The organism is Sphingobacterium cellulitidis (assembly GCF_043187465.1).
Classification (GTDB): domain Bacteria; phylum Bacteroidota; class Bacteroidia; order Sphingobacteriales; family Sphingobacteriaceae; genus Sphingobacterium; species Sphingobacterium cellulitidis.
Genome location: NZ_CP171136.1, coordinates 2936297 through 2950492, shown reverse-complemented (window position 1 = coordinate 2950492; position 14196 = coordinate 2936297). Strand labels below are relative to the sequence as shown.

The window sequence follows — 14196 nt, the reverse complement described above, 5'->3', positions numbered from 1 at the left end:
CTTATTTTATGGCATTAGGAATTTGTGTATTGAGTTCTATTTCAGTATTGGAAACAGCAAAACTTTCATCCAATAGAGTTTATGAACTGTTATTTGGGGAAGCTTTTATAATATTAGAAAGGAAAAAATCTTGGGCATTCATTCAGATTCAAGATTCTGAGATTCAAGGTTGGATAATGGATGGTCAATATGAATTTGTAGAGGAGGTTATTCCTGCAGATTATATTATTGATGAGGTTGGTGGATATGCTGTTGCTGGTGAAAATAAAACGATGCAGATCTATCATGGAAGTCCGATCCCGGAGAATAAAAGTATTGTAACTTCTGAAGACAACTATAAAATCTTATCGGATCTTCGGGATACACAGGAAGGTTATGATGAGGAGCGTGATCGGGAACAATTAGAAAACTTTGTAGCGTCCTATTTAAACACTCCATTTTCCTATAAGGGGAGAACCATTCATGGTTTGGATAATATTGGCTTATGTGGCTTATTTTACCGTCATTTTGGGATTGAACTACCTAAGGATATTGAATCTATCTTAAGCCTTGGGAATTCCGTGGATTTTATATCCGAAATCCGTGGAGGCGACTTAGCATTTTTCATCAATGATAATGGCGAAGTCGATCATTTGGGAATTGTGATCTCTGATGAGGAAATATTACATGTTGTTGAGAAAGTTCGTATAGACTCCATTGATAATGAAGGAATTTACAATCACGACCTGCAACAAACAACACATAAGTTGAGAATTGTTAAAAGACTGATGTGAGGAAAGATGTGAGATATGAGATGTGAGAATTGAGAAAGTGGAAAGGCAGAAAGCTTATTAAAAGTTATTTTATCCTGTTTTCTATCTCATAATTCTATAGATTATTTTTTCCAGGTTTCTATCTCAAGTCTCCAATCTCATATCTCAATACTAAACTATAATTCAACAAAAAAAGCGACCTATAAAGTCGCTTTTTTTGTTGAATTATAGTTGAATTACACATTGAATCTAAAGTGCATAATATCTCCATCTTCAACGATATATGTCTTTCCTTCTACAGATAATTTACCTGCTTCTTTAACTGCAGCTTCAGATCCGAATTGAACAAAGTCATTATATTTAATAACCTCGGCACGGATAAATCCTTTTTCAAAATCGGTATGGATTACACCTGCTGCTTGAGGAGCGGTGAAACCTTTTTCAATTGTCCATGCACGAACTTCCTGAACACCGGCAGTGAAGTAAGTTGCCAAGTCCAATAGTGAATATGCAGCTCGGATTAATTTATGAACACCTGATTCTTCAAGACCTAAATCCTCCAAGAACATTTTGCGTTCTTCATAGTCTTCCAGCTGCGCGATTTCAGATTCAATTTGAGCAGAAATTACCAATACCTCAGCATTTTCATCCTTAACTGCTTCTCTTACTTTTTCCACATAAGCATTTCCTGTATTTACAGAAGCTTCATCCACATTACAAACATAAAGTACAGGTTTGATGGTCAAAAGCGTTAGGTCTTCGATAAATTCAAAGTCTTCTTCTGAAATAGGAGCTGTACGAGCTGATTTTCCAGATTCCAAATGGTTTTTTACAACTGAAAGGACTTCAAATGTTTTCTTAGCATCTTTATCACCACCAGTTTTAGCCATTTTTTCAACCTTCTGAATACGTTTAACAACGGTATCCAAATCTTTAAGTTGCAATTCTGTATCGATGATTTCTTTATCACGGATAGGGTCTACTGAACCATCTACGTGGATAACATTACCATCATCAAAACATCTTAAAACATGAATGATAGCATTAGTAGTACGAATATTCCCTAAAAACTGATTTCCTAAACCTTCACCTTTGGAAGCACCTTTCACCAATCCGGCGATATCTACGATTTCGATGGTATTAGGAACGATACGTTGAGGATTTACAAGTTCGGCTAATTTGTTCAAGCGAGCATCTGGTACAGTGATTACACCTACATTGGGTTCAATTGTACAGAATGGAAAGTTTGCTGCTTGCGCTTTTGCATTTGATAAACAGTTAAATAAGGTCGATTTACCTACATTCGGTAGGCCTACTATCCCGCATTGTAATGCCATATTTCTATTTTGTTAAAATTGCGACAAAGATAACAAAAATGCTGATAGAAAGGATTAGCTATTGTGGAGTATTTTAAAGGAAATGATTATTGAATAAAAATTTTAAAATGACATTAAAATGAAAATTAAATGATTGATTTAGAGTGTTGTAGCAGATGATTTACATTTTTTAACATTTTCAGTTTAATCCTTCCGCTCAAAATAGCTGTCAGAACATTAAAAATAACCGGACAATTGGGTCCTAACGATATAAGGAGATTATTATGAAAAAGTTATTTTACGCAGCATTGTTTTTTGGAGGTTTACTATTTGTTAAACCGGCTGAAGCTCAGGTTCGAGTAAGTCTGAATATTGGATTACAACCTAATTGGGGACCAGTTGGCTATGATTACGCCAGATACTATTACATGCCAGAGTTTGATATGTATTATGATGTGTCAAATCGTTATTATACTTATTACGATGGACGTAGTTGGGTGTCTCACAGGACTATACCGCGCAGATACAGAGGTCGGGATTTTTATAGAACCTACAAAGTTGTAGTCAATGAATCCAGACCATGGAGAAACCATAGACATTACCATGATCGTTATCACGGTTATTCTAGGAATTATTCTCAAGTTGCAATCCGTGACGGAGGAAGACATTACCATAAAGCTGACAAGCATTATCGTAAAGCTCAGAAAGAGCATTACAAGTATCATAAGAAGATGGATAAGCGTTGGAAAAAGGGAAGACATTACGATGATTAGCATATAAAATAGGGATAAATTGAAGGGGGCCTTGGTGAGGGGTCCCTTTCTTTTATCAACAAATATTTTTACTTTTGAAAAAAAATTAAGACACCTTTTAGGCTATGTTGAAGAAGACAATTGTCGTTGGTATTGCCTCAATTTCCACACTAATTTCAGTATACTCCTGTAATTCTATTGTTGGGTCACCAAATTCTTCGAATTCTTCGGATTCGACTGAGAATGTATTGGCTGCGGGCAAATCCGAAGTTCAAAAAGATACAGTTAAATTAATGGACTTGTTGGATTCCTTAAATAGAGGAAAAATAAAATTTCCTGAAGTTGATTCCTTAAATAAAATTGATCCTAAACAGGCGAAAAGAACCATGCGGGATTCAATCTATAGAGAATTAAACAAGAAGGATAAGCATATTTATTTGACCTTTGATGATGGACCTTTAATTGGTAGTTCGGCAATTGATTCTATTATTACTTCGAAAAACGTTAAGATTTCCGCTTTCTTGGTTGGTAAACATGCCGGCATGAGCAAGCGTTTAAAGCGTGATTTTGAAAAATATATGAATAATCCACTTGTGGACTGTTATAATCATAGCTTTACCCATGCGGCTAATAAATTCCATGTTTTCTATAGTAACCCGGATTTGGCAGTTGCAGATTTTGAAAAATGTGAAACCGACCTAGGTTTAAAACATAAAATCGTACGTATGCCAGGTAGAAATATTTGGTTATTCGATGATGTTCGCCGTGTAGACTTAACTTCTGGTAGCCAAACAGCAGATTTATTGGGTGTGAATGGATATAAGATCTATGGATGGGATATGGAATGGAAAATCAATGGCCTGAGTGGAAAACCTGTTCAGTCGGTTGATGAGATTTATGGTCGTGTTCGGAATATGCTAGGAAATAAATCTACATTAAAACCTAATAACATTGTGCTATTGATGCATGATGATATGTTTCAAAATAAAAAGGGACAACAATTGTTGAGCAACCTGATTGATAGTCTCAAACAACATAAGGACTATAAGTTTGATTTTATAGCCAACTATCCTGTAAAATATTAAGATTTGGGATTGGCTTAAACTTTTGTGTTGCAATAAAGTTTAATATTTATGACCATATCCCAACTCTTTAAAAAAGTATTACCCTTTACCAAACCGTATAAGAACTTAATTTTTTATACACTCATCTTGACCGTTATTGGCTCTTTCGCCGCGCAGGTCAATGCCTTTATCCTCAAATATACAGTCGATACCATTAGTGACCTCTTGGTCAATAAAACGCCGCTTCGAACGGGTTTATACCTGTTGGGGACTATATCTGCAATCCTATTAGGAAAGGAAATCGTTTATTCCATCGTTCAGTTTGGACAGAAATATTACGGCGAGAAATTGCGTATCAATATCGCCCGTGATTTTTCGCAGGCTATCGTCGATAGAATATTGACCTATAGAATGGCATTTTATACCTCCAGCATCAACGAATCAGGGAAGTTACAGACTCGTATAGATGCCGGGATTAGCTCGCTTACCCGTTTGGTTCAAAATTTCTTCATCGATATTCTTCCATTATTTGCCAATGCCATTGTCGCCTTGGTCTGTATGTTTTTGGCTAATTTTTATGTAGGTCTAGTTGGCTTATTTATTATCCCCATCTATTTCTATGTTTCCCAGTTACAAGCAAAACGACTATCGGGATTTCGTAGGGAAATGCGTCGATACCGTGAGGATAAAAGCAATCAGTTGATTAAACTTATTGACTCCATCACGGTTATCAAATCCTTTGTGCGCGAAAAAACGGAAGCTACTAAGCATCGGCGGATTCAATCCGATATGACCGATAACCAAATGAGGACTCGGAAAACTTCTTTTATTTTCGAAAGCATAAAGGGCTTTATTGAGCAAATAGGAGTGGTTATCGTGATTATCTTGACTGCTTATTTCGTATTGAACGGACAGATGTCCATAGGTGCCATTATGTTTCATATCATGTTGTTTAATAATGTGTCGGCACCTATTCGCCAACTACATCGAATATATGATGAGGTAAATGATGCTTTGATTTACTCGGAGAGCTTTTTTGGAATTTTGGAAGATGAAGGTCAGAAGGAACCAACAGGGAAGTACAGACCTGACGAAATCAAGGGTTTAATAGAAATTAAAAATGTCAATTTCAGTTATCCAAACGGTTATGAAGCCTTGTTTGATGTCAATATGCGGATCTGCCCCAATGAAAACACCGCCTTGGTGGGATTGTCTGGAGCAGGGAAAAGTACAATCATCAACCTCTTGGATAAGTTTTACGAGCCTACTGAAGGCGCAATTTATTTAGATGGAGTTGATTTAAAAGAATATGATACGGATTTCCTTCGGGAAAATATAGGCTTGGTATTACAGAAGAATCATATTTTTAAAGGAAACATCATTGATAATATCAAGTATGGCAAGATCAATGCGAGCATGGAGGAGATCATTGAAGCTGCAAAGAAAGCCTCTATTCATGAACAGATCTTGGAACTTCCCGATGGCTACTATTCGGAAGCGAATCTACTTTCAGGTGGTCAGCAACAGCGAATTGCCATTGCCAGAATGTTCCTAAAAAATCCGCCAATTATATTTTTGGATGAACCTACAGCCAATCTGGACGCAATTGCTACTGAACAAATAAAAAATAGCCTGGACGCCATTAAGGTCGGTAGGACAGTGATTATAGTTTCTCACAGTATTTCCCAGATTATCGATGCCGAGCATATTATCGTGATGGAAAAAGGTAGGGTAGTAGAAGATGGAACCCACGAAGCCTTATTTGATAGGCATGGCACTTATTATAAGATATTTAGTGCGATGGCGAATAGCTTAAACATCCATAAGATCACGGAATCCATGAAAGAAGATTAAATATTATAAAAATTAGGCTTGTTTTTTGTTATAGGAAAATTTGAATTCTAATTATTGAGAATATTAATTTATGCTTTACCCAGTCCTAAGATCTTTTATCAAATTTGGTTTGAAATGGTATGTTTCAGAATGGCAATTAAAAAACTTGCATCTGGCCCAGAACAATGACCCTGCAGTCATAGTTTCCAATCATCCCAACTCATTCTTTGATGCCTTGGTAATAACGGTCCATCAACCTTCAGAAATCTGTTTTCTGACACGTGGTGATATTTTTGCAAAGGCATGGGCAAATTGGGCATTGCGAACCTTTTATATGCTTCCCATCTATAAAAAGAATGATGATGAAGATGCAGATATTAGTAATGCTTTTACCTATGATGAATGTGTCCGTCAGTTAAAGATGGGAAGGAAATTACTCATATTTCCGGAGGGTGTTTCTCGAAATCATTTGGATTTAAAACCCTTTATGACCAGCGGATTGAGTTCTATTATTCATCGGGCGGTTCAAATGGATGTCCCGATTCAGGTTCAGCCGTATATTCTCAGCTACAATTCTTTTGATGATAATCCAAAGGCTGTTTATTTGGAAGCCTTAATTCCTATTGATTCCACCGATTATTTGAACAATTCCAATGTTGATACAACAGAACTGATTCGACAGCTAAGATCAGAAATGGACGCTAGTGTGTTAAATTCCTATATCGAAGGAACTGAAGATGTTCAAAAAAGTAAGTCCTGGATGAAAATTCCAGCACTGTTAGGATATTATTCGCACAATTGGTTCTATCAGTTGGTGAAAAAACAAGTGAAAAAGAAAACAGAGAACAGCATTTTCTATGATTCGCTCTTGTTTGGAGTTTTGTTATTCTCTTATCCAGTCATTATTTTTCTACTCAGCATCATAATTGGAAATATTGCCGGTTTCTGGTGGGGAGTCCTGATATTCGTTTTATTACCCTTCTTATCGTATTGTTGGGTTCAGTATCAACCAATTAAGACTGCTTCAGAAAAATTTGAAGGACGTGTTAATAAGCTGAATCCTTAAATTTATTTTGTTTAGGCTTCTTGCGTACTTTGTCCATGAGTTTTTTTTCGAATTTAAAAGCAAGGTAGAGGATTAGCAAAACACATATTCCTGCCAAAATAGGTAAGAAAATAGCCAGAATACTCATAATGGTTGAGCCAATGGTTTCAATGGTGGAAATTGCAGGATTGGCTACTCCGGCTGTTGTTCCTGAGGAGGCAGCCCTTGTTCCTGCAAAAATAGAACTTATGGTTGCGGCGGTACCTCCGCCAGCAATAATCGCTAAAGACCATTGTATCCAATTGCTAACCTCTGTAAACTGAGAAGCAAACAAAAGTGAACCTGCAATGGTTGCCAATGGCACCGTGATGCTATCCAATATATTATCGACGAAAGGAATATAATAGGCCAGGATTTCAATGATGGTGGCTAGTCCGGTTGCAATGACAGCTGGTAATCCACCAATCCAAGCATAGCTTTGATCCAAAGGAGTCCAGCCCAGGTAGGAGCCCAAGCTTAAAAAGAAAATGGGTAAAAACACCCTGAATCCTGTTGCAGCGGCTAATCCAATTCCTACAAATAAGGAAATAAGAAAAGGTAGAAATTCGGTCATGTCTTGGTTTTATTAATTATATAACAAATTTCCAGCCAATTGTTTAGCAAAAAGAGAGAGGGATTACTGTTTAGTAATCCCTCTCTTTTTATTTTCTCTTGCTTATCCTTCAAGATTCATAATTTCCTCAGCTAGATTTTCCCAATCTTGTTGTAGACCTTCCAATTTAGCTTTTTCAGAATTGTAATTTCTGGTATGTTCTTGAAGTTTAACAGGATCGGAATAGATATCCTCCTGTGCAAGTTCATTTTCTAATTCTTTCACCAAAGATTCCTGACTTTCAATCTTCTCCTCCAAAGCGGATAACTCCTTGTTTTTCTTCTGAATAATCTTTTTTAAATCATCAGTCGGAGCAACCTTTTCCTTTTTGGGCTCTTCTTTGACTTTCTTTTCCTGTTTAACAACAGGCTTGATTGTACGTTTAGAATTCCATTCTTCAAATTCCTGATATGATCCTGGATATTCTTTTATTTCCTTATCCTCGATAAACCAGATTTTATTGGCAACATGGTCCAGGAAGTAACGGTCGTGGGAAACCACGATAAATGTACCTTCGTATTGTTGAAGGGCCTGGATTAAAATATTTACTGAAGCCATATCCAAGTGGTTGGTCGGCTCATCCAGAACCAGGAAGTTCGCGTCAGCTGTCAACGCTTTTGCCAAGGCTACCCTTGATTTTTCACCACCTGAAAGAACTTTGATCTTTTTGAAAACATCATCTCCAGTAAATAAGAAACTACCTAAGATGGAACGCAATTCAGTTTCTGTATGTTTTGGCGCAAAGGCAACCAATTCTTGCAGAATTGAATTCTCAAGATGTAGAGCCTCTAGTTGGTGCTGTGCAAAGAAGGTTTGGGATACATTATGCCCTTTTGTGCTTTTTCCTTCAAATTCTGTATCCGCATCAGCAACAATTCTTAGTAAGGTCGATTTACCTTTACCATTAGCACCAATCAATGCGATTTTATCGCCTTTTTCAATCAATCCATCGGTCTTATCTAAAATATCAATGTTCGGATATGATTTGCTGATGTTCTCAATCGTCACCACATGACGGCCTGAAGGCTTGGAGAATTTGAAGCTAAAGTTTACTTCCGGATTATCATCGTCGACCTCATCTACTTTTTCCATTCTATCCAAAGCCTTGATACGAGATTGAACCATCTTTGCCTTACTCGCCTTTGAACGGAATCTCTCAATCAAACGCTCTTCCTGTTTGATCTTCGCCTGTTGGTTTTTGTATTGATTACCTTGGATTTCTTCGCGTAATGACTTTTCCTCTAGGTAGAAACTGTAGTTACCAGCATATAGGGTTAGTTTTCCTTTTCTAGACTCAACAGTTTTATTGATAATCCTATCTAAGAAATAACGGTCGTGTGAAACAATAACAATTGCGCCTTCAAAACTTTGAAGATAGGTTTCTAACCATTTAATGGAAGGTAAATCCAAGTGGTTGGTAGGCTCATCCAGTAAAAGGATATCAGGGGCTTGCAGTAGGATTCTGGCCAACATAACACGCATTCGCCATCCTCCAGAGAAAGTCGCCAATGGTCTTTTTTGTTCCTCTTCTGAGAATCCCAAACCAGCCAAGATTTCATGTGCTCTAAACTCGATGCTATATCCATCTAAAGCTTCAAATTCAGTCTGTTTATCACTCAGTTTATTTAAGATATCATCCGAATAATCTGTTTCTAACTTTTTTAACAGATTTTCTATTTCCGTATGTAACTGATTTTGACGCTCAAAAGCCTCCATGGCAACATGAAGGATACTTTTTTCCGAGTGATAGGACAGTAAATCCTGGTTTAAATAACCTAATTTCAGGTCCTTTGCCATTGAGATTGTTCCCGATGTTGGGGAATACTCACCGACGATAAGTTTTAATAATGTGGACTTCCCGGTACCATTGGCACCGATTAGGCCTACTTTATCTCCTGGCTTAATATGCCAGTTTGCCTCGTCGTACAACGCTCTGGAGCCTATTTCGAATGTTAAGTTATTTATTGATATCATTTCGGGTGCAAAAGTAATGAATATTTCTGCATCTTTGGCTACCTTTGCATCCATGTATAAGCTAGTTAAACCATTTTTCTTCTCCATGAACCCAGAACAGGCGCATCATAATGTGACTTCAGGGTTGAAATTTTTCAATAAAATTTGGGGCTCTAAAGCATTATTAAACTCCATGTATTGTGTTGAAGATCCAAGGTTAGAAACCAAGGTGTTCGGACTTACATTTAAAAATCCAGTAGGATTAGCTGCGGGATTTGATAAAAATGCTGAATATATCGAGGATATGGCTAGACTAGGCTTTGGTTTTATCGAAATTGGAACGGTTACTCCAAAACCTCAACCCGGTAATGATAAACCTAGAATGTTTAGGTTGGTGGATGACAGCGCCCTGATCAATCGCATGGGATTCAATAACAAAGGAGCAGATGTTGCTGCTGCAAAATTGAAATTCCTAAAAGAGAGAAACGGTGTTTTAATAGGTGGAAATATTGGTAAAAATAAAGTGACACCAAACGAAGAAGCTGTAAATGACTATATCTATTGCTTTAAATCATTATTTGACTATGTGGATTATTTCGTAGTCAATGTAAGTTCACCGAATACTCCAGGATTAAGAGATTTGCAGGAAAAAGGTCCTTTAATGCATATCCTGAATACTTTGCAACAAATGAACCTCGAGAAATCAAATCCAAAACCTATTCTTTTGAAAATAGCACCGGATTTGACTTTTACCCAACTGGATGATATTGTTGATATCGTCATGGAAACAAAGATCGCAGGTGTTATTGCTACAAATACAACCATTGCTAGGGAAGGACTTCAAAGCAATCGCTTATTGGTTCAAGAACCAGGAGGTGTGAGTGGTAAACCTTTGACCCGCCGTTCTACTGAAGTTATCAAGTATATTTCTGATAAATCAAATCAAGCATTCCCAATAATTGGAGTAGGAGGGATTCATTCTGCTGAAGATGCTATTGAAAAATTAAATGCCGGAGCTAGCTTGGTTCAGGTATATACTGGCTTTATCTATGAAGGGCCTTCATTGGTCGCTGATATTTGCAAGGGAATCTTGAAAGAGCGTAGCAAAAATCAATAAGATTATCCCACATGAAATTGTTCATGTGTTATCATAAAAAAGAGCTGATAAATGATTATCAGCTCTTTTTCGTATGGCTTAAACCCATATCTATTGGGTTACTTTTTTCAAAATATAGTTGTCTTTCAAAGGACCATCGATTGGTTTACCATCTTGGTCAAGTGAGAATAGTTGATTTTCACCAACTTTCAATTTCATATTTACTTCTTTACCTACCAAGTGAACCACGCTGCCGTTATCATGCCACATAAATTTTCCGGTATCTTCTATTTTAGTATCTCTTTCTTGATATTCACCCTCGTAAGTGAAGGTCTCATCCGAATTCAAAGTTACTGTAGTTTTGATACCAGGACAATCTGCACATGGAAAAACCCCGCTGTATGATCCTGCCCAATCTAATGAGTTTTGAGAGGTATGTGTAGTATCTACTGGATTGGTATCTGTAATTTCTGTACCGCTTGAATCTTTTGATTCCAATTGCTTATTAGCATTCGAAGTACAAGACCCAAAAGTAAGTAGTGCAGTAGCGCCTGCAAGTATCCAAAGTTGTTTCATATCACAATAATTTATGTGTAAAATTAACCCAAAAACTACGCCAAAAGGAATTTTATTCTAGTTTTTTTATATAAAAGTTACTTTTTAAATAAGTTTAATCTTTGGGTCTACAAATCTATAGCTGGAATTTAATTTATAGATTAAAATTTAGTTCAAGATTTTGTCAGATTTTATAAAAACAAATAACAAAGATATATACTGTCCTAATTGTTCTACCACTTTGTATTCCTGTATGCTGCATCCCAAAACATAAACTCCAATCGACTAGCTGTGATAAAGGCTTCCAACATCAATTCTCTACCTTTATCGTTTGTGTTTTCAGCCATATAATTCGTGTAGTCCAATGCTTTCTTTACACCAATGGCAAATTCTTCACCACTATAGGTTTCAATCCAATTTTTATAAGGATTGTTTGAAGTATTTTTATTTTGATAAATATGATCACCCACTTCTTTATAGATCCAAAAACAAGGTAAAATAGCTGCTGTAGCTACTTCAATAGGATCAAAAGCTACCGTACTTTTTAAGTAATGTATGTAATGATGACAGACCGGTTCGATGGTAATTTCCTGATTGGGCTCCAGATTGAATTCCTTAAAATAGGCTTCGTGTAAGGCTCTTTCAACGATTAATGCGTTTTTTCCAAATTCGAAAAAATCCAAGGCCATTTCATTGTCCATCGCTTTGGAACCCAATGCCGCAAGCGCCCGACCATAATGCTCCAGGTATTTCGCATCTTGAAGCATATAGAATTGGAACTTCTCCAATGGAAGATTTCCATTCTTCAATTCCTCAATAAATGGCATTTCCAGAATTTCCTTGTATAGTGGTTCAATTGCCGCCCAGGCTTTATCAGTCCATTTCATATTTGATAAGTTTTACAGGGTTGAAAAAATGATTTAAGGGTCCATGACCTTTCCCAATTATTAAATCTTTACTGCCTTTTATCGCACTATTGATATACATCAGAGCATTTTCGGTAGATTGCTCCAAATGATATCCGCGAGCCAAGAATGAGGCAATAGCAGAAGATAAGGAACATCCCGAACCGTGCGTATTTTTTGTATTGACACGCTTCGATTCAAAATATTGAGCTGCTTGACCTTTTTGAATCAAGATACTCGTCAGAATATCACTCTGTAGATGTCCTCCCTTCAATAAGGCAGCTTTACAGCCAAGGCTCAATATCTCATCTGAAACATCCTCCATAGCATGTACCGTACTTATTTCGCGATTTACCAAAACGGAAACCTCATCCAGATTTGGAGTGATTATGTCGGCAATCGGAAACAACAATTCCTTGATTGCTTCTATGGTGTCTTCTTGAATCAAGCGATGACCACTGCTGGACACCATGACGGGGTCAAAAACTATAGGACCTTTATAGTCTTTTAAGAAATTGGCAATCGTTTCTACCAATTTGGTATGATGCACCATTCCAATCTTAATGCTGTCTGGATAAATATCTTCAAATAAACATTCCAGTTGCTCTGATACGGCGTCAACCGGGATCTCAAAAATATTCTTTACACCCTGCGTATTTTGAACTGGTAATGCCGTCAAAACATTCATGGCATAGCATCCAAGTGACGAAATGGTTTTTGTATCGGCCTGTATTCCAGCACCGCCACTTCCATCAAATCCTGCAATACTTAAGACGGTTGGAACTTTATATTTTTTGTTTTCTTTCATTTTAATAAGGCTTTTAATTCCTCTGTTGCTTTTCGGGGATCCACATTGGAACATATTGCTGATACTACAGCAACACTATTTGCTCCGGCAGCAAAGGCTTCACCTGCATTTGTTAGGTTCATCCCACCAATGGCAATCAGTGGTCTGTTGTTCATAGTTTTAATTTCCTCAATACCGGAAATTCCCCAGGTTGTTACCGTATTGGTTTTCGTCGGCGTATTAAAAATAGGACTGAGGCCAAGATGATGAGTCACTTGTAGTTGACTCGACTTCAATTGCTCTTTATATTCTAATGACCATCCAATTTTCATCCGATCAGCATATTTTTCAGCAATTTCTAAAGGCAGTTGATCTGAAAGACCTACATGGATGCCCCAAGCTTCAACCTCAGCAGCAACCTCCGCATTATCATTGATGATCAAAGGAATTTGAAAATGATCAGTTATCCTTTTTAATGCTTTGGCTTTGTTCAAATAATCGGAAAATGAAATGTCCTTTTCGCGCAATTGAATGACATCTACTCCAGCTGAAATTGCCTCCTCAGCAACTTTTAACCAATCCATTTTTGTACAATCTTTTTCTGAAATCACCAGATATAAAGGATAGGGGAAATCAGGATGGATTGGCATATCTTTTTAGCTTTAAATTCCCTAGGATCTGCTCTTTAGCCAGGTTGTATAAGGTGTCATATAGATTTAGTTGTAAACTTCCGGGGCCTTTTGAGATTTTTGCCGCCAGTTCACCAGCAAGACTGGTAATCGTTATTCCTGCGACAGCCTCCTCATAAGGATTGTTCCCTAATCCGATGAATGCTGCGGTAATGGCGGATGCCGTACAACCTAATCCCGTCACCTTCGTCATCATCGCGGAGCCATTGCTGACCTCCGTAATCTCTTCCTTCGAAATAACATAATCTATAGCGCCGGAAATACATACGATAGCTCCAGTTTCTTTATTTAGAATCTGACCCGCCTGTATGGCAGTGCTGCTAGATTCTGTACTATCAACGCCTTTCGAACTTTTATTATTGAAATTCTGTAATGCCATGATTTCGGAAGCATTCCCACGAATTACCGTGGGTTTCAATTGCACAAGAGTTACCAGGGTTTCATTCCTCAATTTTGAGATTCCGGCACCAACAGGGTCTAGTACCCATGGTTTCTCTAATTTGTTTGCCAATTTTGCAGCCTCGATCATGTTGTTTGCCCAAGGCTTGCTGATGGTACCAATGTTTATGACCAGGGAATTGCAGAAGCTTAAAACTTCTTCCAACTCCTCTTCGGCATGCACCATAATGGGAGAGGCTCCTAATGCCAATAAAGCATTTGCCGTATTGTTCATCACGACAAAATTCGTGATGTTTTGCACCAAAGGAGATTTTGCTCGGACTTGTGTAAGTAAATGATAAATGTCGTTTTCCATTATTTGAAATTTAAATACAATAATGGCTATAGGGAAGGGAATA

14 protein-coding genes are annotated in these 14196 nt (G+C 37.3%); 6 read left to right on the top strand and 8 right to left on the bottom strand.

The window, feature by feature from the left end; all coding sequences use genetic code 11:
• The first annotated feature begins 8 nt into the window (after positions 1–8).
• The gene (locus ACF3OC_RS13045) at positions 9–773 is read left to right on the top strand and encodes an NlpC/P60 family protein (RefSeq protein WP_392469375.1); all 765 of its coding nucleotides are present in this window, start codon (positions 9–11) and stop codon (positions 771–773) included.
• A 215-nt stretch (positions 774–988) separates the two neighbouring features.
• Here the strand turns inward: ACF3OC_RS13045 and ychF are convergent, their stop codons facing one another.
• Positions 989–2089, bottom strand: a complete 1101-nt coding sequence (gene ychF / locus ACF3OC_RS13040; protein WP_094255849.1) for a redox-regulated ATPase YchF — start codon at positions 2087–2089, stop codon at positions 989–991.
• Positions 2090–2352: 263 nt separating this feature from the next.
• Here ychF and ACF3OC_RS13035 point away from each other — a divergent pair, with 263 nt between their 5' ends.
• The 4 genes from ACF3OC_RS13035 to ACF3OC_RS13020 all read left to right on the top strand — a co-directional run bounded on the left by ACF3OC_RS13035 (position 2353) and on the right by ACF3OC_RS13020 (position 6783).
• Positions 2353–2841, top strand: coding sequence for a hypothetical protein (locus tag ACF3OC_RS13035; protein ID WP_094255848.1), 489 nt, complete (start codon positions 2353–2355; stop codon positions 2839–2841).
• A gap of 104 nt (positions 2842–2945) precedes the next feature.
• Entirely contained in the window at positions 2946–3905 is a 960-nt protein-coding gene (locus ACF3OC_RS13030; protein WP_392469374.1) for a polysaccharide deacetylase family protein, read from the top strand.
• Positions 3906–3953: 48 nt separating this feature from the next.
• Positions 3954–5738: an ABC transporter ATP-binding protein gene (locus tag ACF3OC_RS13025; protein ID WP_392469373.1), complete on the top strand. Its 1785-nt coding sequence runs from the start codon at positions 3954–3956 to the stop codon at positions 5736–5738.
• Positions 5739–5808: 70 nt separating this feature from the next.
• Positions 5809–6783, top strand: a complete 975-nt coding sequence (locus tag ACF3OC_RS13020; protein WP_392469372.1) for a 1-acyl-sn-glycerol-3-phosphate acyltransferase — start codon at positions 5809–5811, stop codon at positions 6781–6783.
• Here ACF3OC_RS13020 and ACF3OC_RS13015 read toward each other — a convergent pair.
• Both ACF3OC_RS13015 and ACF3OC_RS13010 read right to left on the bottom strand, forming a co-directional pair.
• Positions 6764–7375, bottom strand: a complete 612-nt coding sequence (locus tag ACF3OC_RS13015) for a DUF4126 domain-containing protein (protein WP_392469371.1) — start codon at positions 7373–7375, stop codon at positions 6764–6766. The two genes, ACF3OC_RS13020 and ACF3OC_RS13015, sit on opposite strands and share 20 nt — an antisense overlap.
• A gap of 102 nt (positions 7376–7477) precedes the next feature.
• On the bottom strand, positions 7478–9388 hold the full coding sequence (locus ACF3OC_RS13010) for an ABC-F family ATP-binding cassette domain-containing protein (RefSeq protein ID WP_392471606.1): 1911 nt from the start codon (positions 9386–9388) through the stop codon (positions 7478–7480).
• Between the two features lie 52 nt (positions 9389–9440).
• On the opposite strand from ACF3OC_RS13010, the gene ACF3OC_RS13005 reads away from it, so the two are divergent.
• A complete protein-coding gene (locus ACF3OC_RS13005; RefSeq protein ID WP_392471604.1) occupies positions 9441–10484 on the top strand; it encodes a quinone-dependent dihydroorotate dehydrogenase in 1044 nt (347 codons plus the stop codon).
• Between the two features lie 90 nt (positions 10485–10574).
• Here the strand turns inward: ACF3OC_RS13005 and ACF3OC_RS13000 are convergent, their stop codons facing one another.
• The 5 genes from ACF3OC_RS13000 to thiM all read right to left on the bottom strand — a co-directional run bounded on the left by ACF3OC_RS13000 (position 10575) and on the right by thiM (position 14153).
• Complete coding sequence (locus tag ACF3OC_RS13000; RefSeq protein WP_094255843.1) at positions 10575–11039, bottom strand: copper resistance protein NlpE; 465 nt, start codon at positions 11037–11039, stop codon at positions 10575–10577.
• Between the two features lie 212 nt (positions 11040–11251).
• Entirely contained in the window at positions 11252–11905 is a 654-nt protein-coding gene (gene tenA / locus ACF3OC_RS12995; RefSeq protein ID WP_094255842.1) for a thiaminase II, read from the bottom strand.
• Complete coding sequence (gene thiD / locus ACF3OC_RS12990) at positions 11892–12731, bottom strand: bifunctional hydroxymethylpyrimidine kinase/phosphomethylpyrimidine kinase (protein ID WP_392469370.1); 840 nt, start codon at positions 12729–12731, stop codon at positions 11892–11894. Before thiD ends, tenA begins: the two co-directional genes overlap by 14 nt.
• Positions 12728–13360, bottom strand: a complete 633-nt coding sequence (thiE, locus tag ACF3OC_RS12985; protein WP_392469369.1) for a thiamine phosphate synthase — start codon at positions 13358–13360, stop codon at positions 12728–12730. The genes thiD and thiE overlap by 4 nt, the downstream gene beginning before the upstream one ends.
• Entirely contained in the window at positions 13344–14153 is an 810-nt protein-coding gene (gene thiM / locus ACF3OC_RS12980; RefSeq protein WP_392469368.1) for a hydroxyethylthiazole kinase, read from the bottom strand. Before thiM ends, thiE begins: the two co-directional genes overlap by 17 nt.
• Between the last annotated feature and the right edge of the window lie 43 nt (positions 14154–14196).

Excerpts from the sequence above, each read along its gene's own strand:
- ychF (WP_094255849.1), bottom strand. The coding sequence starts at position 2,089 with ATGGCATTACAATGCGGGATAGTAGGCCTACCGAATGTAGGTAAATCG.
- ACF3OC_RS13020 (WP_392469372.1), top strand. The coding sequence starts at position 5,809 with ATGCTTTACCCAGTCCTAAGATCTTTTATCAAATTTGGTTTGAAATGG.
- tenA (WP_094255842.1), bottom strand. The coding sequence starts at position 11,905 with ATGAAATGGACTGATAAAGCCTGGGCGGCAATTGAACCACTATACAAG.
- ACF3OC_RS13005 (WP_392471604.1), top strand. The coding sequence starts at position 9,441 with ATGTATAAGCTAGTTAAACCATTTTTCTTCTCCATGAACCCAGAACAG.
- ACF3OC_RS13045 (WP_392469375.1), top strand. The coding sequence starts at position 9 with ATGGCATTAGGAATTTGTGTATTGAGTTCTATTTCAGTATTGGAAACA.
- thiD (WP_392469370.1), bottom strand. The coding sequence starts at position 12,731 with ATGAAAGAAAACAAAAAATATAAAGTTCCAACCGTCTTAAGTATTGCA.
- ACF3OC_RS13035 (WP_094255848.1), top strand. The coding sequence starts at position 2,353 with ATGAAAAAGTTATTTTACGCAGCATTGTTTTTTGGAGGTTTACTATTT.
- ACF3OC_RS13010 (WP_392471606.1), bottom strand. The coding sequence starts at position 9,388 with ATGATATCAATAAATAACTTAACATTCGAAATAGGCTCCAGAGCGTTG.
- ACF3OC_RS13000 (WP_094255843.1), bottom strand. The coding sequence starts at position 11,039 with ATGAAACAACTTTGGATACTTGCAGGCGCTACTGCACTACTTACTTTT.
- thiM (WP_392469368.1), bottom strand. The coding sequence starts at position 14,153 with ATGGAAAACGACATTTATCATTTACTTACACAAGTCCGAGCAAAATCT.
- thiE (WP_392469369.1), bottom strand. The coding sequence starts at position 13,360 with ATGCCAATCCATCCTGATTTCCCCTATCCTTTATATCTGGTGATTTCA.
- ACF3OC_RS13025 (WP_392469373.1), top strand. The coding sequence starts at position 3,954 with ATGACCATATCCCAACTCTTTAAAAAAGTATTACCCTTTACCAAACCG.
- ACF3OC_RS13015 (WP_392469371.1), bottom strand. The coding sequence starts at position 7,375 with ATGACCGAATTTCTACCTTTTCTTATTTCCTTATTTGTAGGAATTGGA.
- ACF3OC_RS13030 (WP_392469374.1), top strand. The coding sequence starts at position 2,946 with ATGTTGAAGAAGACAATTGTCGTTGGTATTGCCTCAATTTCCACACTA.